A 21217-nucleotide genomic window follows, 5' to 3' on the forward strand; every position below is an offset into this window, starting at 1 on the left:
CGGCGTTCGGGCCGTTCCGGTGAAAAAGGGGCATATCCGGTTCACATGACGGGGGCGGGGCCGTGTATTCGGTTCGCGTGACCGGGGCGGGGCCGTCTATTCGGTTCGCGTGACCGGGGCGGGGCCGCCGCCGAGGGGTGCGCGGCCCACGCCCACCAGCAGGGCGCCCAGGGCGAGCAGCAGCGCCGCGGTGAGAAGGGCCGTGTACAGACCGAGGGCGGAGGCCAGCGCACCGCCCAGGAGGCCGCCGAGCGGCATGCTGCCCCAGGCCAGGACCCGGTACGCCGCTGTCACCCGGCCGGTGAGCGCGTCCGGGACGCGGGCCTGCCGTTCGGAGACGGTGACCACGTTCCACACCACGACCATCAGACCGTTGACGGCCAGCAGGGCCGCGGCGAACGCGGCCGAGCGGGAGACCGTGAGCAGGCCGAAGACCGTCGCCGAACCGGCGGCGGAGCCGACCAGCAGCAGCCGCTGGGGCAGCCTGCGGGCCAGTGGGGCGGCGGCCAGGGAGCCGGCGACACTGCCCACGGCGCTCGCCGTCAGCAGCAGTCCGTAGCCGGCGCCCTTGAGGTGCCACTGGTGCTGGGCGAACAGGACCATGACACCCCAGCCGGCGGCGCTGCCCATGCCCAGCAGTACCGTCGCCGCGGACAGCACGCGGATCACCGGGTCGTCGCGCAGCCAGCGCAGCCCCTCGGCGACGCTGTGCCGCAGGGGCGGGGTCTTCTCCGGCGCGGAGGGCCGCGCGGGGCGGAAGCGGCCTCGGACACCGGCCAGCAGGGCGACCCCGAGCAGGTAACTGACCGCGTCGATGCCGGCGGGCAGCCAGTGGGCGACCGCGAACAGGGCAGCGCCCGCGGCCGGCCCCAGGAACTGGACGAGCACGGTCGAGCTGCCCTGCAGAAGGCTGTTGGCCCGCACCAGCGAGCCGGTTCCGGCCACGGCGGGGATCACCGCCTGCACGGAGGTGTCGAAGAAGATCTGAGCCGAGCCCAGGGCGAAGAGCACGACCAGCAGCAGCCAGATGTTCCCCGCGTCGAGCGCCACCGCCGCCGCCAGGGCCGCCACGAGCAGTGCGCGGCAGCTGTCGGCGGTCAGCAGCACGGTCCTGCGGTCCCAGCGGTCGACCAGCCCGCCCACCAGCAGCCCGAGGAACAGCCAGGGTGCCTCTGCCGCGGCGGCGGCCGCGGAGACGAGCACCGGGTCATCGGTCCAGTGCGTGGCCAGCAGGGGAAAGGCGCTCAGTTCCAGTCCGTCACCGAGCCCGGAGACCGCCGCCGCGCTCCACAGCAGCCAGAAGTCCCGTGACAGCCCCCGCAGCCTTGGCGCGCTCGCCCCGCGGCGGGTACCACTTCGCGGCGCCAGGACGGATCCCCCTTCTCCTGCGTGGCGACTACTTCCGGGCGATGACTTCCGCGCGATGACTTCCGGCAAAGCGCGTGACACCGGCGGGCCCGTCCACTGCCGGACGGGCCGCACCGGTGACGGCGGGTTCCCCCCTGGGGTCAGCCCAGGGTCTGGGCGGCCGCCGGAGAGGAGTCCTTCAGGAACTGAGAGCAGCGCTCGTACTCCTCCTGCTCGCCGATCGCCTGCGCCGCGCGGGCGAGGGCGTGCAGGGCGCGGAGGAAACCGCGGTTCGGCTCGTGCTCCCACGGCACCGGGCCGTGGCCCTTCCAGCCGTTGCGGCGCAGGGCGTCCAGGCCCCGGTGGTAGCCCGTACGGGCATAGGCGTACGACTCCACGACCGAGCCCCGCTCGAACGCCGCATCGGCCAGCTGGGCCCAGGCGAGGGAGGAGGTGGGGTACTTGGCGGCGACGTCCGCCGGCGCGGTGCCCTGGGCGAGCAGCTCGCGGGGCTCCGGTTCGTCGGGGAGGTGGGTCGGGGGCGGACCGCCGAGGAGGTTCTCGTGAATCGTCATGGGTTCAGTCTTACGCACCGGGAGTTGGATGACCGAAGCGCGGGGTGGGCTCGCCCGTCCACGCCTGCGGGGCGCCGCCGCGCTGCACGGCCGAGGGGACCGCGACGCCCCGGCAGCGCGGGAAACCACGCGACCACCCGCCTCGCACCCGCACCCACACCCGCACCCGCACCCGCACCCGCAGCCACCCCCGGCCGCCTCGCAACCGCACCCGCACCCGTGAGCCACCCCCGGCCGCCTCGTGACCGCACCCGGACCCGCAAGCCCTACCCCCCCCGGCCAGCCCCGACACCCACCCCAAGACACCCCGGCTCCCCCGACACCCACCCCAAGGCACCCCGGCTACGCCCGACGCCCGCCCTCCAGCGGCGGAGTGGTCATGTTGCCGTGGGTTCGGCACTGCGGGCGGCAGCGCTCCACCTCCGGACGGCGCACCAGCGTGAAAGCCAGTACCGAACCCAGCACCAGCACCCCGGAACAGATCGGCATGGCCCGGTCGAACGCCGCGTCGAACGCCGTGGGTGACCGGTACGCCTCCGGTCCCATCCCCGCCAGCAGGGGCAGCGCCGCCACGGCCACCAGGCCCGCGGCACGTGCCGCCGCGTTGTTGATGCCGCTGGCCAGGCCCGCCCGGGCGGTGTCGACGGACGCGAGCACCGTGGCGGTCAGGGGGGCGACCAGGGTGACCATGCCGGCACCCATCACGAGCAGCGCGGGGAGGACGTCGGTGAGGTAGTTCGCGTCCTCCCCCACCCGCAGCATCAGCAGCATCGCCGCCGCGCACAGCAGCGGGCCCACCGTCAGCGGCAGGCGCGGGCCCGTGCGGTCCGCCAGGGCGCCCGAGCGGGCCGAGAACAGCAGCATCAGGGCCGTGGTGGGGAGCAGGGCCGTACCGGCGGCGAGCGGCGAGTAGCCCGCCACCACCTGGAGCTGGAGCGCGGTGAGGAAGAAGAAGCCGCCGAACGCGGCGTACACGCACAGGGTGACGAGGTTGACCGCCGTGAACTGGCGGGAGGCGAAGATGTCCGGCGGGAGCATCGGCTCGGCGCGGTGCCGCTCGACGTACCCGAAGCCCACCGCGGCCGCGAGGCCCGCCACCGCGCTCAGCGTGACCGCCAGGGAACCGTTCCTGGCCTCGATGAGCGCGTACGTCACGAGGGCGAGGGCCAGGGCGCCCAGTCCGGCGCCGAGGATGTCGAAGCGGCCGTGGGCCCGGCCGTCCCCCGACTCCGGTACGTGCCGGAGCGCGACCGGCACGCACAGCAGCGCCAGCGGCACGTTGAGCAGGAAGACCCAGCGCCAGCCGGGCCCGGTCACCAGCCAGCCGCCCAGGAACGGGCCGACGGCGGCGCCGATCCCGCCGAATCCGGACCACAGGCCGACCGCCCGGCTGCGGTCGTCGGGGTGGAAGGACGCCTGGATCAGCGCGAGCGAGCCGGGGGTGAGGAGGGCGCCGCCGATGCCCTGCAAGGCCCGGGCGGCGATCAGTACGGGCGGGTTCGGCGAGAGGCCGCACAGCAGGGAGGCGGCGGCGAACCACACCACCCCCACCACGAAGACCTTCCGGCGGCCGTAGCGGTCCCCGAGCGAGCCGCCCAGCAGGATGAGACCGGCCAGCGTGACCATGTACGCGTTGACCGTCCACTGGAGGGCGGCGAGGTTCGCGTCCAGGTCACGGCCGATGCGTGGCAGGGCGACGTTGACGACGGTGGAGTCCAGCAGGGCCATGCTGGAGCCGAGGATCGTGGTGAGCAGGATCCACTTGCCCTGGGACGAGGCCAGCCGGACATCGGGCATGTCCCCAGATATACAGCGGGCCCGGCGGCATGGACAGCCGCCGGGCCCACCGAGGGGTCCCGCTTACTTGATCTTGTTGCCCGCCGAGCGCAGGTGCTGCGTGGCCTCGACGACACGCGCGGCCATGCTCGCCTCGGCCAGCTTGCCCCAGGTCCGCGGGTCGTATGCCTTCTTGTTGCCGACCTCGCCGTCGATCTTCAGGACGCCGTCGTAGTTCGCGAACATGTGACCGGCGACCGGACGGGTGAAGGCGTACTGGGTGTCGGTGTCGAGGTTCATCTTCACGACGCCGTTCTCCAGCGCGGTCTGGATCTCCTGCTCGGTGGAGCCGGAGCCGCCGTGGAAGACGAAGTCGAACGGGGACTCCTTGCCGAACCGGGCGGCGACGCCCTCGTTCAGCTCCTTCAGCAGCTCGGGACGGAGCACGACGTTGCCCGGCTTGTACACGCCGTGCACGTTGCCGAAGGAGGCGGCCAGCAGATAGCGGCCCTTCTCGCCCAGGCCGAGGGCCTCGGCGGTGCGGATCGCGTCCTCGACCGTGGTGTAGAGGGAGTCGTTGATCTCGTGCGAGACGCCGTCCTCCTCGCCGCCGGTCGGGGTGATCTCGACCTCGAGGATGATCTTCGCGGCGCGGGCCTGCTCCAGCAGCTCCTGCGCGATCTCCAGGTTGTCCGCGAGGGTCTCGGCCGAGCCGTCCCACATGTGCGACTGGAACAGCGGGCCGAGGCCGGCCTCGACGCGCTTCTTGGAGAGCGCGAGCAGCGGACGTACGTACCCGTCGAGCTTGTCCTTGGGGCAGTGGTCCGTGTGCAGCGCGATGTTGACCGGGTACTTCTCGGCGATGATGTGCGCGAACTCGGCGAGCGCGACCGCGCCGGTCACCATGTCCTTGCTGTACTGGCCGCCGAGGAACTCGGCACCACCCGTCGAGATCTGGACGATGCCGTCGCTCTCCGCCTCCGCGAAACCGCGCAGGGCCGCGTTCAGGGTCTGCGAGGACGTGACGTTGATGGCCGGGTAGGCGAACTTGCCTGCCTTCGCCCGGTCGAGCATCTCGTTGTAGACCTCGGGGGTTGCGATGGGCATCTGTCCGCTCCTTGAGTTGCGGGTTGGCGTTCTGCGTTACGGCCCTGACCTAGACCTGGGGGTTCGACGTCGTCGTCGGCCCCATCTTTCCAGACCTGACGCCATGCTCGGCGTCCCGGTCAAGTCCAGGTCAAAGGCGCGCGTCAGTCCAGACCCAGTTCATCCTTCGAGAAGGCGAAGACGTAAGGAACGTTCGCCTGCTCGGCGATCGCCTCGGCCGCGCCCGTCGCCCGGTCCACGATCGTGGCGACCGCCACGACCTCGGCGCCGGCCTCGCGCAGCGCCTCCACGGCGGTCAGCACGGAGCCCCCGGTGGTGGAGGTGTCCTCGACGGCCAGCACCCTGCGGCCCTTGACCTCGGCACCCTCGATGCGGCGCTGCAGGCCGTGCGCCTTGCCCGCCTTGCGCACCACGAAGGCGTCCAGCGTCTTCCCGCGGGCGTGGGAGGCGTGCAGCATCGCGGTGGCCACCGGGTCGGCGCCCAGGGTGAGCCCGCCGACGGCCTCGTAGTCCAGCTCGGCGGTCAGGTCGAGCATGACCTGACCGACCAGCGGCGCGGCCGTCCCGTCCAGCGTGATCCGACGAAGGTCGATGTAGTAGTCGGCTTCCTTGCCCGACGACAGGGTCACCTTGCCGTGCACCACGGCCTTGTCCTTGATCTGCTGAAGCAGGTCAGCGCGTACGTCCGTCATGGCAGCCAGCTTAGAGCCGCCGCCAGCTCCAGGTGGTCGTGGCCTCCAGCGGTTCCAGCGGGGTGACCATGCGCGGGAGGGTGTTCAGGCCGTTGGGCGGTCCGGTCTGCGGCTCCACGCAGACGGCCTCCGCCTGCTCGTCGTAGACGACCACCCACTCCTCCCGGCTGGTCACCTTCAGCTCCAGCTGTCCGGGCCAGGTGAGGGTGACGTCGACGCCGCCGGGCATGCCGAAACAGTCGTCCCAGGGGCCCGGCTTCGGGTCGATGCGGTTCCCGGTGGGCAGGTGGTCGTCGCCGCGCTCCTCCTGCCAGGCGGGCTCGAACTCCAGTTGTGCGGCCGTGCCGTCGAGGTCGCGGTTGAACCACGGGTGCCAGCCGAGCTGCGCCGGGAAGGAGTCGTCGTACGTCTCCACGGACATCGTCAGCGTCAGGGCGTCCTCGGCGAGCGCGACGACCTGGGTGACCCGGCCGGGGTGCGGCCAGGGGTCGGCCAGCTCGTGCGTGATCACCGCCTCGTTCGCCGAGACGCGCGCGGTGCGCCAGGCGCCGTCGCGTGCGGTGCCGTGGATGGCGTGCGGCGCGGCGTTGAGCGGCATCTGCCGGACGGTGCCGCCGTCCAGGAAACGGCCGTCCCGGATCCGGCCGCACCAGGGCACCATCGGGAAACAGCCGAAGCGGTCCCCCTGCCTCAGCAGTTCCAGGGAGTCGACCTTCAGGCCGCTGATACGGCCGCCGTTGCCGGGGCTGACGCGCACCTGCGCGCCGCCTGCTGTCAGCGTGATGTCTTCGTTACTCACGGGATGACAGTACTGGGGGGACCGGCCGGCACTCCCGCCCCGGACGCCTCGTGGTCGCTCGCGCGGTTCCCCACAGCCCGAAGGGGTGCCTCCGCTCAGCGGCGTCTGCGCAGTGCCCTGCTCACGACGATCGCCGATGCCACGGCCAGCGCCGCCGCCGGTGCCGCCCAGCGCAGCGCCGACGTCGCCGACACCGTCTGGGGTGCGGGCACAGGGGCGTAGCGGCCACGCGGCGGGGCGTGGTCGACCTCCTCGGCGCTGCGGCCGATCATCGTGCGGCGCGCGTGCGCGGCCTCGGCGGGCGGTTCACCGGTGTCGGTGAAGTCCCCGGTGAACCGGTCGGGGTACTCGGCGTCGGCGTCGGCGTCCGCGTCCAGGGAGGGCGGGGGGACGTCGGTGTCGAAGACGGAAGGGCGGCCGACGGGCTCGGTGCCCCCGGCCCCCGGCGCCTTCTCGCCCGACTCGGCGCCCGCGGACTCCGGCTGCTCGTCGTCCGACTCGGTGTCCCCGGACTCCGGCTCCCCTTCGCCCGGCTCGGGCTGCCGCTCGCCCCGCTCCGTCACCAGGCCCTCCACGCACCGGTTCAGCAGCCTTGTCGCCGCCGAGGTCACCACCTCCGCCGGCAGTTCGGTGATGCGGCCGTCCGCGTCGGCCGTGCCCTCGACCGTGACCGTGCAGCCGCCGTCGGTGTCCGCGAGGCGCAGGGTCAGCGCGAGCTTGACCGAGCCGGTGCCGCGGGCCTCGGTGGCGTCGCCCTCCACGGCGTACGTGCCGTCCTTCCGGGCCGTCACCCGCAGGGTGCCCCGGTAGGTGACGGAGTGTCCGCCGACGCGCAGCTTCAGCCGTCCGGCGATCGGTTCGGCACCGGCGTCCTGTTGCAGACCGGGGACCGCCCGGGCGACGCGTGCGGGGTCGGCCAGCGCGGCGCCGAGCCTCTCGGCGGGGACCGGGACGAAGACCTGGTGCTCCATGTCCGCTGAGCCTACCCAGTCGTCACCGGAACTCACCCTGCCGTGCAGGCGACAAGCGTTCAGTAGCGCGGATGCACCAGCGTCGACGCCGGCAGCCCGGCGATCCGGGTCCGCCGCGCCGCCTGCCCGTCCGCCGTCAGCCCGGCCTGCGTCAGGGTGCGCGGGCGCTCGGCGCCGAGCCGCAGGGACGGCGGGGTGCGGCCCGGTGCCGCCAGCAGGAAGCCCCAGTCGTGCGGTGCCCGGGAGGCGCCCGTCGGGCGGCCGGGACCGGCCGTGAAGCCGGGGTCGTGGCCGAGCACCCGGTAGGGGGAGACGGCGAAGCCGGCCGTGCGCAGGGTCGCGGCGACGGTCCAGAAGGCACGGGGGCAGGTGGTGACGGGGCCGGCGTGGACCACCAGGCGGCCGTCCGCGGTCAGCGACCGGCGGGCCAGACCGTAGAACTCCTGGGAGTACAGCTTGGTACTGGCGGTGATCCCGGGGTCGGGGAGGTCGGCGATCACGACGTCGTACGCCGGCCCGCGCGCCGCCCGCAGCCAGGCGAGCGCGTCGGCGGTGTCGACGTGGACCCGCCGGTCGGCGAAGGCGTGCCCGTTGGCGGCGGCCAGACCGGGGTCCCGGCGGGCGAGGCCGACCAGGCCCGGGTCGAGATCGACGACATCGACGCGGCGCACCCCGCGGTGGCGCAGCACCTCACGGGCGGCCAGGCCGTCGCCGCCGCCGAGGATCAGGACGCGCGCGTGCGGGCCGGTCAGGGCCGGGGCGACCAGGGCCTCGTGGTAGCGGTGTTCGTCCCGGCCGCCGACGCGGAGACGGCCGTCGAGGAAGATGTCCAGGGGCCGCCCGTGGGTGCCGCCGGACAGCACGACCTCCTGGACGCCGGTCCGCACCGCCACCCGGACGTCCTTGCCGTACACGGCGTGCCGGGCGGCGCGTTCGAAGTCGTCGGCGAGGGCGGCGGCGGAACCGAGGACGCCCAGGACGACGAGCCCGGCGAGCAGGAGCGTCCAGCGGGCGCGGCGGGTGAGGTCGCGGCGGAAGAGACCGAGGACCAGGGCGCCGCCCGCGACCACGTTGACCGTCCCGGTCAGCAGCGCTCCGGTCAACTGGCCCAGGAACGGCAGGAGGAGGAAGGGAAAGGCGAGGCCGCCGACCAGGGCGCCCACGTAGTCCGCGGCGAACAGGTCGGCCACCGCGCCGCCCGCGTCCTGTCGGCGGATGCGCTGGATCAGCTCCATCAGCAGGGGCACCTCGGCGCCGATGAGCAGGCCGATGGCGAGGGAGAACGCGACCAGGAGGCAGCGCGGCCCGTCGGCCCACATCCCGCCCCAGCCGGCGGTCCAGGCGAACACGGCGTACAGCGCCATCGCACTGCATCCGCCGACCAGCGCGAGGACCGACTCGACCGCGCCGAAGCCGGCCGCGGCGTGCCAGCGCAGCCGCTTGGCGCCGAGGGAGCCGATGCCCATCGCGAACACCATCACGGACAGCACCACGGACGCCTGGGTGACCGAGTCGCCGATCAAGTACGAGGCGAACGCGACGAGTTCCAGTTCGTACACGAGTCCGCAGGCCGCGCAGACGAAGACGCACACGAGGACCAGGAACCGCCCGGTGCCGGGCCGGACGGGCAGCCGTGCGGGGCCTGTCCAGGCGGGCGGGGCGCCCGGGGGCGCGGGGGCGTGCGGTTCGATCACGCTGCGACGTTACGTCACACACACGCGACGCTTCGTCACCCACACGTGTGGAACTGAGGGCGGTTGACGCCTGGCGGGTTTGAGCCGCCGCACAGTGATCAGCCGGGCTGGGCCATCTTCACCCGCACCCCGACCCGGGTCCGGGTGGCCACCAACTGCCCGTCCTGCGGGTAGGCGTGCCAGGTCCGCCAGTGCACCTGCCCCTCGTGCCGCTGGGCCAGCATCGCGGTGAAGGCGTGCGGGCTGCCGGGGAAGACGCCGGCGAGGCCGTGCGGATGGTCGGAGACGAGGGCCAGCAACTCCTGGGCGCGGCCGGCGAACGATCCGGGGGTGAGCACCTCCACGCGGGCGGCGAACTCGTACTCCCAGTCGCCGACCCGTTTGGCGACACCCAGCGGCAGCGGCGTACTGGAGCCGGGGATGCACGCGACCGTCTCCGAACAGCGGCCCCGCTCCTCGTCCAGGAGCACCTGATGGGAGGCGCCCAGCAGTCGCAGCTGGAGCTTCGAGCCCATGAGCTCGAGATCGAGGGTGGCCAGGGCGGGCAGCGGTTCGCGTCCCAGGGCCCAGGCGAGGTCGGCAGCGCGCGTATCGCTGTAGGAGGTGTTCAGGGTCGTGAGCATGGATCGGCTCCGCTAACACGCGATGAGGGGGAGTTCGGCCATGTCAGCCCAGCCGGCCCGGCCGGGGTGGCGAGTCAGTGGGGACGTCCGAGGGGCTGCGTTGGCGGTTTAGAGGGAATCACGAACAGTGGCGACACCACAGCGTTTTTACCCAACTTCGTGCGGTTTCCATCCCTCAGAGGGCCCCACAGTTCAACTGTTCAACCATGGCGTGCGCCGGGAGCGGGACGCGACGCGGCGAGCGCCCGCCGGATGTCCTGCCCGGCGGGCGCTCGCCTCTGTGCGGCCCGGATGCGGTTCCCCCTGTTCCGGAAGCTCAGCTGCCCCGTGTCAGCTGCCTCCGCCGCATCCGCCCCCGCCGCCGCACGAAGAACCCCCGCCGCACGACGATCCCCCACCGCACGACGAGGAGCCACCGCAGGACGAGGAGCCGCCGCAGGAGTGTCCCCCGTGGTGCCCGCCGTGTCCCCCCGACGAGCCGGAGTCACCGCCGCCGACCCACCAGCTGCTCGCACCCGCGTCGCTCGCGTAGGACGAGGACGACGAGGACGACGACCGGCGGTACGTCCCCCTTCGCCCGCCCCTCTTGCCGAGCGACACCCTGGACCGCCGGTTCCGGCGGGCCTGGCTCGCCGCGATGATCACAACTACGGCCAGGGCCAGGATGATGCCTTCGATCGCGCTGTCGCTCATGGCGTCACCCTCCTTCCGTTCCCCCGAAGCGGCCCCCCGTGGGCGCCTCGCCTGTCACCGCGTCTCGCGCGGTGCCGGGGGGATGCCCGGCCGGTACGGCGCGCAAAGCAGAGTTGAGGAACTCCAGAGCTTGAGCGCAGGATGACCGGCATGACCTCCAGCGCACGACCCCACCTCAACCGCCGGCTCGCCGCGTTCGGGACGACGATCTTCGCCGAGATGTCGGCGCTCGCCGTGGCGACCGGGGCGATCAATCTGGGCCAGGGCTTCCCCGACACCGACGGCCCCGAGGAGATCCGGGAGGCCGCCGTCCGGGCGCTGCGCGACGGCCGCGGCAACCAGTACCCGCCGGGCCCCGGCATCCCCGAGCTGCGCACCGCGATCGCCGCGCACCAGCGGCGCCGCTACGGCCTGGCCTACGACCCCGACACCGAGGTGCTGGTCACGGCGGGCGCGACGGAGGCGATCGCGGCCTCCCTGCTGGCCCTGGTCGAGCCGGGGGACGAGGTGGTGGCGCTGGAGCCGTACTACGACTCGTACGCGGCGAGCATCGCGATGGCGGGCGGCAGGCGGGTCCCGGTGACCCTCAGGCCGCACGAGGGAAGCTTCCGCCTGGACCTGGACGAGCTGCGCGGGGCGGTCACGGACCGCACCCGGCTGCTGCTGATCAACACTCCGCACAATCCGACCGGTACGGTCCTCACCCGCCCGGAGCTGGCCGCGATCGCCGAGCTGGCGGTGGAGCGGGATCTGCTGGTGGTGACCGACGAGGTCTACGAGCACCTCGTCTTCGACGGCGCCGAGCACCTGCCGCTGGCCTCGTTCCCGGGGATGCGCGAGCGCACGGTGAGCATCGGTTCAGCGGGGAAGACGTACTCGTTCACGGGCTGGAAGGTGGGCTGGGTGACCGGGTCGCCGGAGCTGGTCGGCGCGGTCCGCGCGGTGAAGCAGTTCCTGACGTACGTCTCCTCGGGCCCGTTCCAGTACGCGGTGGCCGAGGCCCTCGCCCTGCCCGACTCCTACTTCGAGGAGTTCCGCCGGAGCATGCAAGACCGCCGGGACATCCTGGCGGAGGGGCTGACGGCGGCGGGCTTCGAGGTGTTCCGGCCGGCCGGCACGTACTTCATCACCACCGACATCCGCCCTCTGGGGGAGAAGGACGGCTTCGCCTTCTGCCGCGCCCTGCCCGAGCGGGCGGGTGTGGTGGCCATCCCCAACGCGGTCTTCTACGACGACCGGGAGGCGGGGGCGCCGTTCGTGCGGTTCGCCTTCTGCAAGCGGGAAGAGGTGCTCCGCCAGGCCGCGGAGCGGCTGCGGGGCATGTGAGAACCGCACACGTGGGAGCGGCACCCGTGGGCCACCACACGCGGCAGCCGCACCCGTGGGAGCAGCAGGCGCGGAAGCCCCACCCGTGGGAGCAGCAGACGTGGGAACGGTCCGGGGGCTCGCCGCCCCCGGACCGGCCAGGATCGCCTACTCGGCGTCGCCCTCGGGCTCCTCGGAGTCGGTGACCTCCTCCTCCAGGCCGAGCTGCTCGACCAGCCACTTGTCGAACTCGATCGCGGCCCGCACCCAGCTGACCGTGGAGGAGACGAAGTGGTTGATGTCGACGCCCGTGCCGATCAGCATCTGGGCCTCGCCGATCAGGCGGACGGTGCCGTCGTCGTGGGTGTGGGTGTACACCTTGGGCCACAGGGTGCGGCGGTTCCAGTCGTCGAGGGACTCCAGCAGCTGCGGCTTCTCGTCGATCTTGTGGGGGCGGTCGTAGAACGTCCGCACCGAGAAGATCGCCTGCTCCTCCTCACCGCGGAACATGAAGTAGGTGCGGAACTGCTCCCACGGCGCGGCGAGGTCACCCTCCTCGTCGACGACGTACTTCAGCTCCATCTGGTCGAGAAGCTGCTTCACCAGGTCCTGATCCGGAAGGACGGGGCCCGCCGGTCCTTGAGGCTGCGGTTCGGGCTGGCCCCCGAAATTCGGAATCGAGGACGGGTCGATGCTCACCGTGTTTTTCCCTTCATGCGGATGTCGCCATCCTCCCCCATGCGGGGAGGGGGGTGGCAAGCCCCGGCGTGGCCCTGTCGGTCAAGACCTGATCTGACCTGGCCGGCCGTGGTCGCGGCCAGGACCGCGACCACGGCACCGGGCGGGGCCCAGGACAGCTCTCGTACGGATCCCGGCGTTCACCACCTGAGCAGGGCAGCGTCTCCCTGGCTGAGCGTCACAGCCTCTTCCCGACCGGGCGTCACAGTGTCTTCCCGGCCGGGCGTCACAGTGTCTTTCCGGTCGCCGGGCCGACCAGCAGGCCCTCGCCGGAGCGGTCCACCCGGACCGTGTCGCCGTCCTTGATCTCGCCGGACAGGATCTCCTTGGCGAGCCGGTCGCCGATGGCGGTCTGGACGAGGCGGCGCAGCGGCCGGGCGCCGTACGCCGGGTCCAGGCCTTCCTCCGCCAGCCAGGCCAGCGCCTCGGGAGTGATCTCCAGGGAGAGCCGGCGCTCGGCCAGGCGCCTGCCCAGGCGGTCGATCTGGAGCTGCGCGATCCGCTCCAGCTCGGGCTTGGTCAGCGCGGAGAACACCACCAGGTCGTCGAGCCGGTTGAGGAACTCCGGCTTGAAGGAGGACCGGACGGCCTCCAGCACCTGTTCCTTCTTCTCCGTCTCGCTGGTGATCGGGTCGACCAGGAACTGGCTGCCCAGGTTGGAGGTGAGCACCAGGATGGTGTTGCGGAAGTCGACCGTGCGGCCCTGACCGTCCGTCAGGCGGCCGTCGTCCAGCACCTGGAGCAGGATGTCGAAGACCTCGGGATGCGCCTTCTCCACCTCGTCCAGCAGGACGACGCTGTACGGGCGGCGCCGCACCGCCTCGGTCAGCTGGCCGCCCTCCTCGTAACCGATGTAGCCGGGAGGCGCGCCGACCAGCCGGGCCACACTGTGCTTCTCGCCGTACTCCGACATGTCGATGCGGACCATGGCCCGCTCGTCGTCGAACAGGAAGTCGGCGAGCGCCTTGGCGAGTTCCGTCTTGCCGACACCGGTCGGGCCGAGGAAGAGGAAGGATCCGGTGGGCCGGTCGGGGTCGGCGATCCCGGCCCGTGACCGCCGTACGGCATCGCTGACGGCCCGCACGGCCTCGCCCTGCCCGATGAGCCGCCGGCCGATCTCGTCCTCCATCCGCAGCAGCTTCTGCGTCTCGCCCTCCATCAGGCGGCCGGCCGGGATGCCGGTCCAGGCGGCGACGACGTCGGCGATGTCGTCGGAGCCGACCTCCTCCTTGACCATGGTGTCGCTGGCGGCCTCCTCCTCGGCCTCGGAGGCGGCCTCCAGCTCCTTCTCCAGCTGCGGGATCTCGCCGTAGAGCAGCTTGGCCGCGGTGTCGAAATCACCGTCGCGCTGGGCGCGTTCGGCCTGCCCGCGCAGGTCGTCCAGCCGTTCCTTCAGCTCGCCGACCCGGTTCAGGGACTGCTTCTCCTTCTCCCAGCGGGCGGTCAGGCCACGCAGTTCCTCCTCCTTGTCGGCGAGGTCGCGGCGCAGCTTCTCCAGGCGTTCGCGGGAGGCCGGATCGGTCTCCTTGGCGATCGCCAGCTCCTCCATCTTCAGCCGGTCGACCGCACGCTGGAGTTCGTCGATCTCGACCGGGGACGAGTCGATCTCCATGCGCAGCCGGGAGGCCGCCTCGTCGACCAGGTCGATGGCCTTGTCGGGCAGGAAGCGGGAGGTGATGTACCGGTCGGAGAGAGTGGCGGCGGCCACCAGCGCGCTGTCGGCGATCTGCACCTTGTGGTGCGCCTCGTACCGCCCCTTCAGGCCGCGCAGGATGGCGATGGTGTCCTCGACGCTCGGCTCGGCGACCAGCACCTGCTGGAAGCGGCGCTCCAGGGCCGGGTCCTTCTCGATCCGCTCCCGGTACTCGTCCAGGGTGGTGGCGCCGACCATGCGCAGCTCACCGCGGGCGAGCATGGGCTTGAGCATGTTCCCGGCGTCCATGGCGGAATCACCACCGGCGCCCGCGCCCACCACGGTGTGCAGCTCGTCGATGAAGGTGATGATCTGCCCGTCGGAGCCCTTGATCTCGGCGAGGACGGCCTTCAGCCGCTCCTCGAACTCACCGCGGTACTTGGCACCGGCGACCATCGCGCCGAGGTCGAGCGCGACGAGCCGCTTGTCCTTCAGCGACTCGGGCACGTCCCCCTTGACGATCCGCTGGGCCAGCCCCTCCACGACGGCGGTCTTGCCGACGCCGGGCTCACCGATGAGCACGGGGTTGTTCTTGGTACGGCGGCTCAGCACCTGCACGACCCGCCGGATCTCCTGGTCCCGTCCGATGACCGGATCCAGCCGGCCCTCGCGGGCGGCGGCGGTGAAGTCGGTGCCGAACTTCTCCAGGGCCTTGTACTGGCCCTCGGGGTCGGCGGTGGTCACGCGGCGTCCTCCCCTGGCCTTCCTGAAGGCCTCCAGCAGCTTCTTCGCCTCGGCGCCCTGCCCCTTGAGCAGGTCACCGGTCGCGCCGCCCTTCGCGGCGACACCGATCAGCAGGTGCTCGGTGGACAGGTACTCATCACCGAGGTCCTTCGCGCGCTCGCCGGCGTCCGCGATCACGGCCAGCAGCTCACGGTTGGGCTGCGGGGGCGCCACGGTGGACCCGGTCACGCTGGGCAGCGAGGCCAGGATCCGCTCGGTGCCCGCGCGCACGGCCGCCTGGTCGGCGTCGACGGCGGCGAGCAGATCGGTGATGTTCTCGTTGTCCTGCCCCTGGAGCAGAGCCAGCAGCAGGTGAGCAGGGGTGAGGTCCGGGTGCCCCTCGGTCACGGCACGACTGCTCGCCGCGTTGATCGCGTCCCGGCTCCTGTTGGTCAGCTCGGCGTCCACGTTGTCCGTTCTCCTCCTCGACCGCTTCCACTGCTGACTAAACCAGCGTACACAAAGTTGAGTCCATTCCGCTCAAGGTTCGGGCGGGAGTGCTTCCGGGCTAGGTTGCGCGCATGACGAGGCACTCCGTGGACCCGTTTTCCCCCGACGAGCCGTACCTCGCCTTCTGGCGCGAACGGCATCTGTGCACGCTGACGACCCTGCGTCCCGACGGCAGCCCGCACGTGGTGCCGGTGGGGGTGACGTACGACGCCGAGGCCCGGCTGGCCCGGGTGATCACCAGCGGAACGAGCGCGAAGGCCGGGCATGTGCGCGCGGCCGGCGCCGAGGGCGCCCGGGTCGCGGTGTGCCAGGTGGACGGCCGGCGCTGGGCGACGCTGGAGGGGCGGGCGAGGGTACGGGCGGAGCCGGAGCGGGTGGCGGAGGCGGAGCGGCGCTACGCCGAGCGCTACGAACGGACGCCCCGGCCGAATCCGGCACGCGTGGTGATCGAGATCGAGGTCGAACGGGCGCTGGGGCATGGGTGAAGAGTTCCAGCCACCGTGGCAGCGCGCCCATGCCGGGAGATGTCCCCGCAAAACTGCAGCGGCGTCACCGTGTTCAGGTCACGGTGACGCCGCTGCGGGGGGAAGCACCTGAGCGATGTGTTACGACGGGGGAATCGCGTCAGGCACTGCGGGGGGTGGCCGAGATGGTCGTCAGGTCGGACTCCGTCGGCTCGCACAGCCGATGGTCCCGCTGGTCAAGGTTCACAAAGATCATTCCGTACCGGATGGCGCATCGCACCGGCTGCGGCGCGCCACGCGGCTTGCGCAGGCAGCGGTACGCCCGCACGTCGCCGTCCTCGTCCCGCGTGACGACGACCGGCTCACCGAACACGGTCACCATCAGCGAGTCACCGCTGTGGGGGATGGCGGTGACCAGGTCGATGAAGTGCCAGCCGGAGCGGTACGCGGTGGCCATTTCGCGACGGAAGGAGCGGTCGTCGGGTGGAGTAGTCATCAGTCAGCCCCAAGTGGTGTCATCCGCACCATCGGAATGAGCCGATCCGGTGCTGTCTGCACTCACAGCGACCACCCGCGGAGCCACTCCCCAGGTGGTGTCGCCCGCGGCGTCACGCTTCGCACCGGAGAGGCCACTCAGCGCGCCAATGGCCACAACGGTGGAGAAGGTGACGGCAAGCGTCGACCGAAGCAATCTGTTGCGCATTTTCGGCTTCGTCCTCACTTGAAGGTCCCCTCTTCCCCCGTCGAACAAGACGATGTCTCATTTGGGCACGTCATGGCCACACGATCGGTGCATCATGTTCCTGCACGTTCAGGACCCTGGGGGGTGGAGATTTGACGTCAAATCAGGCCAAAGTGTCACATCCCCATGTGATGACCGAACTTTGCGAGGAGGGTAGCGGCGTCTACGCCAAGGCACTACGCATGGGGCGGGTAGCCCGTGCCGAGGCGGAAGCCGCTCCCTGCCTCATGGAGTTCGCCCTGCTCCAGCCGGACCCCGACGACGCGAACTGGCTGCGCCCCACCCCTCCCTCGGTCGCCCTCGCCCAGCGGCTCAACCCGATCGAGCGGGAGATCTCCGAACGCAGACGGCTGTCGATCGAACTGACCGAAGCCTTCGAACCGTTCATGACGCTCAGCGCCCAGGACACCACGGCCACGCACGCCATCTCGGTGCTGGAGGGCCTGGACCGTATCAACGCGGCACTCGACGTGGCCACGGCCGAATGCCGGTCCGAGGTGCTCACCGTGCAGCCGACCAGCCGCCGTCTGGAACACACCCTCCTCCAGGGACTGGAGCGCGACCGCCCGCTGCTCGAACGTGGCGTGCGCATCAGGACCCTGTACCAGCACACGGCCCGCTACAGCCCCGAGACCATCGGGTACGTCGCTCAGTTCTCGGTCGGCAAGGTGGAGTACCGCACCATTGACGAACTGGTGGAGCGGCTCATCATCTGTGACGAGACCGTCGCCTTCATACCCGTCCGCGACGACCGCCAGGTCGCTCTCGAGCTCCGACACCCCGGCCTGGTGCGATACCTGATCAAGGTGTTCGAGTTCATGTGGGCCCGCGCGGTCCCGCTGAGCACCGGTGCCCCGTACGAGACCGCTCCGGACGGCATCACCGAGATCCAGCACTCCATCGCCAAGCTCCTGGTCGAGGGCCACGTGGACGAGGCCATAGCCCGGCGCCTCGGTATGAACGTCCGCACCTGCCGTGCTCACATCGCCAAGCTCGCCCAGGCCCTCGGCAGCGGGAGCCGCGCTCAGCTCGGCTACCTCATCGCCCAGTCCGGCATCCTGGACCGGGACCAGTGACGCGACGAGCGGATGAGGACGGACGGACACATCTGGCACACCGCGTCGAGGACCTGTGCGCGGCCGGACGCGAACTCTGCGAACGTGCGCCGCGGGAAGGGCAGGTACCCGCCGCCGACACGATCGACGCGCCTCGTCTCATCGACTCAGATGAACGTCCGTACCGCGCGGCTGCACATCCCCGAGCTCGCCGCCACTGCCGGCAGTGAGCCGGGCGCAGCCCGGTTGTCTCATCGGGCGCTCGGGGGTTCTTGATCCGGGCCGGTGAGCGCGGTGCCCGGCAGGGACGGGCGGTGGCCGTCCAGGCCGACCTGGGCGATGCGAACGCCCAGTTGGGTCCGGCTGGCCGCGCCCAGCGTCTCCGACAGGCGGGCGATGTGTGCCCGGCAGGTGCGCACGCTGATGCCCAGCCGTTCGGCGATCACCGCGTCCTGGTGGCCCTCGGCCAGCAGCGCGGCGATGGACTGCTCGCGGTGCGAGATGCCTTCGATGCCCGTGTCGGGGAGGGGTGCCGTCAGCGGGATGGCGAGACGCCAGAGGCGTTCGAAGACGGTCACCAGGTATTCGACCAGCGCCGGGTGGCGCAGCTCCAGGGCCATCGTGCGGTCGGTGTTCGCGGGGATGAAGGCCACCGTGCGGTCGAAGAGGATGAGCCGGTCGATGACCTCGTCCAGGGTGCGGGCCTCCACCGTGTCGCCCATCAGCTCCAGGTAGTTCAGGAGTCCCTGTCCGTGCCGGGCCACATGCGTGTACAGGTCGCGCATGCGTACGCCCCGGCCGCGCAGCGCGAGGGCCCGGTGCAGGCCCTCGGTCAGCTCGGCCTCCCGGCGGATGCCGCCGGGCTGCACGGTGAGCACCTCGGTGGTGCACGCCTCGGTCGCCTCGTCCATCGCGGCCTGGATGCGGGAGAGCCCGTCCAGGACCCGGATGGCGCTGCCCTCCGCCGGTGCCGCCAGCGCGTTCAGCTGCCGGCCCAGGCCCGCGTACCACTCGAAGGCGGCCACCGCCGAGTCCACCCGACGCTGACTGGCGCTGACCTCGTCGTGGACCCCACGCAGCAGCCGGGTCATGACCTCCTGCGGGGAGGTCGGGACCAGCCAGTCCATGTCATCGGGGTCCGGGTGCAGCAGGGCCAGTTCCAGCAGGCAGGGCACGAGCTCGGCGTCCCTGCGCGGCACTCGTCCCCGGCGCACGGCACGGGAGTACACCCGGTCCCCGGCCGCACACAGCCGGTCGGCACCGTGAGGATGCTCCTCCGCCCCGCGCCCGGCCATCGCCCATTCCACCCCCGGTGTGCTGCCACTTCCGCAGCGCAACTATGCGCGGCGCCGACCGGGTCCGCAACACGGCTCTCTCGACGAGGGCACCCGAAAGGCACCGCTGTGCCCGGGTTTCGCAAGGCTCCGCCCCGCGCATTGCACCAAGCTGAAGGTGGTGGTGCCGATGTCGCCTCGGCACCGCCGGTGTCACTTCCCCGGGTGCCACCGGCACCCGGAGCGGCCCCGGCCGGGGTTCCCCCGCCCCGGCCCGGGCCGTGTGATCACGCCAGGGGGCGCGGTGCCGTGCCTACTTGAGACCGATCGCCGCGCAGGCCGCCTTGTACTTGGCGGTGCAGATGTCGTCGACCGAGTAGATGCCGTCGGCGACGACCGTGTCCTTGACGGTGTTCTTGGTGAGCGCGCTCACCTGGACCAGCTTGGACGGGATGTCCTTGAGGGTGGGGCTGTCCACCCGGTCCTGGGTGAGGGCGTCGAACTGGATGTCCTTGCCCTGGATCTTGGTGACGGCCATCTGCGCGGCGGCCTCGGCCTCGTCCGGGTAGGACTTGTAGACGCTCATGTACTGCTCGCCGTCCACGACCCGCTGCACCGCGTCCAGTTCGGCGTCCTGGCCGGTGATCGGGGGCAGCTGGGTGACGCCGGCCGCCTTCAGGGCCTTGATGATGCCGCCGGCCATGCCGTCGTTGGCGGAGTAGACGCCGGCGATGTTGCTCTTGCCGATCTCCGCGATCGCCTCGGCCATGTGGGCCTCGGCGTTCTCCGGCTTCCAGCCCGTGGTGTCGTAGCTCTTGGCGATCGTCACCTTGCCGTTCAGTTCGGAGAGCGCGCCCTCCTTGAACTGCTTGGCGTTCGGGTCGGTGGGCGAGCCGTTCACCATGACGATCTTGTCGGAGGTGTCGACGCCCGGCCCGAGGGCGTCCAGCAGGGTGCGGCCCTGCACCTCCCCGACGAGTTCGTTGTCGAAGGAGATGTAGGCGTCGATCGGCCCCTCGGCGAGACGGTCGTAGGCGATGACCGGAATGCCCGCGTCCTTGGCCTTCTGCACCCCGTCGGCGACGGCGCGCGCGTCCACCGCGTCGAGCAGGATGACGTCGACCTTGCTGTCGATCATGTTCTGCAGCTGCTCGGCCTGCCGGGCGGCGCTCGCGTCGGCGTTGGCGTACTCGACCTTGCCCTGCTTCTTGGTGAGTTCGGCCACCTTGCGCTTGATGATGGGGTAGTCGAACTTGTCGTAGCGGGAGTTCGCCTTCTCGGGCAGCAACAGGCCCACGGTGACGTCGTTGCCCTTGGTCGGGCTCGCGCTCGCGCCGTCCCCCGTCGCGTTCAGCACGCCGCAGCCGGCGAGCGAGAGGGTCATCGTGGACACGGCCACGGATATGGCGATACGACGCATTCGAGGGCTCACTTCAGGTGCGTTCCGGACGTGGGTGCTGCAATACGACCCAGGTGTCTGAAAAGACAACGCGGGTGCCGCACCCGGCGTCAAGAAGAATCACTTAACGAGTGCGCAACACCACGCTCAGCTGCATCTGTGGAGGTCACGCGAAACCACCTTCAAAGGCCCTTTACGGTCTGTACATCCAAAGGGAGTTCACGGGTCGGCAAAGATCCGTACAACCCACGCGGTTCCCCACGAGTCGTGATCACCGGCGGCCCCGAGCCGCACTCCGACTCGATCAGGGGAACGAATGAACCCAGCCAGACGTACGACCGCCACGGCCGTCGTGCTCGCCGCCTCCGGCGCCCTGCTGAGCGTGGTCGCCCCGCCCGCTTCCGCCGCCGCGAACTGCGCCTCACCCGTCTATAAGCGGGAGTTCTTCGCGAACACCTCTTTCTCGGGCACACCGAAGAGGACGGACTGCGACAGCGCGGTCAGCGAGCAGTGGGGTACCGGCGCCCCGGCCACGGGCCTGCGGTACTACACGGTCCACCGGGGCGAGCTGGTCGGCGACGAGGACGAGCAGGTCTGCTACGGCACCGCCACGGAGTACGTCTCCCCCTCGCAGACCTCCTACGCCTACACCACGCTCCCCGACGGCGGCCACGTCTGCTTCTTCGTCGACGCCGTCGACGAAGAGGGGAACTCCGCGATCAGGTGGAACGGCCCCGCCGAAGCCGTGACCGCGACCGAGCTGGACATGACGCCGGCCGTGGCCACACCGGAGGGTTCGCCGCTCGCACTGGAGGCGACCCCCGCGGCGGGGACCGAGGGGAACCGGCTGACCTGGACCGGACTCGGCGCGGGCGACGGGGAGTCCGCGGAGCCGGCCCAGGGCTTCCGCCTCTACCGGTGGAACCCGGCCGCCTCCGCGTACGAGAAGATCGCCGAGCTGGACGCCGGAGCCTTCGAGTACCTGGACACCGGTGCCGGGCGTGGCACGACGTCCTACTACTGGGTGACCGGTGTGAAGGCGGACGGCAGCGAGACGCTGCCCGCGGGCGACTGGGCGGTCACCGCGCCGTGACACA

The 21217-nt window shown here is 71.4% G+C and carries 18 protein-coding genes; 4 read left to right on the forward strand and 14 right to left on the reverse strand.

Annotated elements, in window-relative coordinates; all coding sequences use genetic code 11:
• Nucleotides 1-96 precede the first annotated feature (96 nt).
• The 9 genes from ACIGYR_RS33400 to ACIGYR_RS33440 all read right to left on the reverse strand — a co-directional run bounded on the left by ACIGYR_RS33400 (nt 97) and on the right by ACIGYR_RS33440 (nt 9584).
• Complete coding sequence (locus ACIGYR_RS33400; protein ID WP_399606419.1) at nt 97-1437, reverse strand: MFS transporter; 1341 nt, start codon at nt 1435-1437, stop codon at nt 97-99.
• A gap of 71 nt (nt 1438-1508) precedes the next feature.
• Entirely contained in the window at nt 1509-1922 is a 414-nt protein-coding gene (locus ACIGYR_RS33405; RefSeq protein WP_399606417.1) for a DUF3151 domain-containing protein, read from the reverse strand.
• Nucleotides 1923-2264: 342 nt separating this feature from the next.
• Complete coding sequence (locus tag ACIGYR_RS33410; protein ID WP_399606414.1) at nt 2265-3719, reverse strand: MFS transporter; 1455 nt, start codon at nt 3717-3719, stop codon at nt 2265-2267.
• Between the two features lie 63 nt (nt 3720-3782).
• On the reverse strand, nt 3783-4805 hold the full coding sequence (gene fbaA, locus ACIGYR_RS33415) for a class II fructose-bisphosphate aldolase (protein ID WP_391847614.1): 1023 nt from the start codon (nt 4803-4805) through the stop codon (nt 3783-3785).
• Nucleotides 4806-4948: 143 nt separating this feature from the next.
• Entirely contained in the window at nt 4949-5497 is a 549-nt protein-coding gene (pyrE, locus tag ACIGYR_RS33420; protein WP_391847613.1) for an orotate phosphoribosyltransferase, read from the reverse strand.
• A 10-nt stretch (nt 5498-5507) separates the two neighbouring features.
• On the reverse strand, nt 5508-6296 hold the full coding sequence (locus ACIGYR_RS33425) for an aldose 1-epimerase (protein ID WP_391847612.1): 789 nt from the start codon (nt 6294-6296) through the stop codon (nt 5508-5510).
• A 95-nt stretch (nt 6297-6391) separates the two neighbouring features.
• Nucleotides 6392-7267, reverse strand: a complete 876-nt coding sequence (locus tag ACIGYR_RS33430; RefSeq protein ID WP_399606411.1) for an SRPBCC family protein — start codon at nt 7265-7267, stop codon at nt 6392-6394.
• Nucleotides 7268-7326: 59 nt separating this feature from the next.
• Entirely contained in the window at nt 7327-8961 is a 1635-nt protein-coding gene (locus ACIGYR_RS33435) for a polyamine aminopropyltransferase (RefSeq protein WP_399606409.1), read from the reverse strand.
• Nucleotides 8962-9059: 98 nt separating this feature from the next.
• Complete coding sequence (locus ACIGYR_RS33440; RefSeq protein ID WP_399606407.1) at nt 9060-9584, reverse strand: DUF2617 family protein; 525 nt, start codon at nt 9582-9584, stop codon at nt 9060-9062.
• 834 nt (nt 9585-10418) lie between these two features.
• Between ACIGYR_RS33440 and ACIGYR_RS33445 the strand changes: the two genes are divergently transcribed.
• Nucleotides 10419-11603 carry a pyridoxal phosphate-dependent aminotransferase gene (locus ACIGYR_RS33445; RefSeq protein ID WP_399606405.1) on the forward strand — a complete coding sequence of 395 codons (1185 nt, stop codon included), beginning with the start codon at nt 10419-10421 and terminating at the stop codon, nt 11601-11603.
• A gap of 147 nt (nt 11604-11750) precedes the next feature.
• Here the strand turns inward: ACIGYR_RS33445 and ACIGYR_RS33450 are convergent, their stop codons facing one another.
• On the reverse strand, nt 11751-12281 hold the full coding sequence (locus ACIGYR_RS33450) for a YbjN domain-containing protein (RefSeq protein ID WP_391847607.1): 531 nt from the start codon (nt 12279-12281) through the stop codon (nt 11751-11753).
• A 265-nt stretch (nt 12282-12546) separates the two neighbouring features.
• Nucleotides 12547-15144, reverse strand: coding sequence for an ATP-dependent chaperone ClpB (gene clpB, locus ACIGYR_RS33455; RefSeq protein WP_399606402.1), 2598 nt, complete (start codon nt 15142-15144; stop codon nt 12547-12549).
• 113 nt (nt 15145-15257) lie between these two features.
• Between clpB and ACIGYR_RS33460 the strand changes: the two genes are divergently transcribed.
• Nucleotides 15258-15671: a pyridoxamine 5'-phosphate oxidase family protein gene (locus tag ACIGYR_RS33460; RefSeq protein ID WP_391847605.1), complete on the forward strand. Its 414-nt coding sequence runs from the start codon at nt 15258-15260 to the stop codon at nt 15669-15671.
• A 139-nt stretch (nt 15672-15810) separates the two neighbouring features.
• Here the strand turns inward: ACIGYR_RS33460 and ACIGYR_RS33465 are convergent, their stop codons facing one another.
• Entirely contained in the window at nt 15811-16146 is a 336-nt protein-coding gene (locus tag ACIGYR_RS33465) for a hypothetical protein (RefSeq protein WP_391847604.1), read from the reverse strand.
• A gap of 377 nt (nt 16147-16523) precedes the next feature.
• Here ACIGYR_RS33465 and ACIGYR_RS33470 point away from each other — a divergent pair, with 377 nt between their 5' ends.
• Nucleotides 16524-17468 carry a helix-turn-helix transcriptional regulator gene (locus ACIGYR_RS33470; protein WP_391847603.1) on the forward strand — a complete coding sequence of 315 codons (945 nt, stop codon included), beginning with the start codon at nt 16524-16526 and terminating at the stop codon, nt 17466-17468.
• Nucleotides 17469-17698: 230 nt separating this feature from the next.
• Here ACIGYR_RS33470 and ACIGYR_RS33475 read toward each other — a convergent pair whose 3' ends face one another.
• The gene (locus ACIGYR_RS33475; protein WP_399606397.1) at nt 17699-18742 is read right to left on the reverse strand and encodes a LuxR C-terminal-related transcriptional regulator; all 1044 of its coding nucleotides are present in this window, start codon (nt 18740-18742) and stop codon (nt 17699-17701) included.
• 292 nt (nt 18743-19034) lie between these two features.
• The gene (locus tag ACIGYR_RS33480; RefSeq protein WP_399606396.1) at nt 19035-20141 is read right to left on the reverse strand and encodes a sugar ABC transporter substrate-binding protein; all 1107 of its coding nucleotides are present in this window, start codon (nt 20139-20141) and stop codon (nt 19035-19037) included.
• A 295-nt stretch (nt 20142-20436) separates the two neighbouring features.
• Between ACIGYR_RS33480 and ACIGYR_RS33485 the strand changes: the two genes are divergently transcribed.
• Nucleotides 20437-21213: a hypothetical protein gene (locus ACIGYR_RS33485; protein ID WP_399606393.1), complete on the forward strand. Its 777-nt coding sequence runs from the start codon at nt 20437-20439 to the stop codon at nt 21211-21213.
• Nucleotides 21214-21217: the final 4 nt, after the last annotated feature.

It is taken from the genome of Streptomyces sp. NPDC053076 (assembly GCF_044546845.1).
GTDB lineage: Bacteria > Actinomycetota > Actinomycetes > Streptomycetales > Streptomycetaceae > Streptomyces.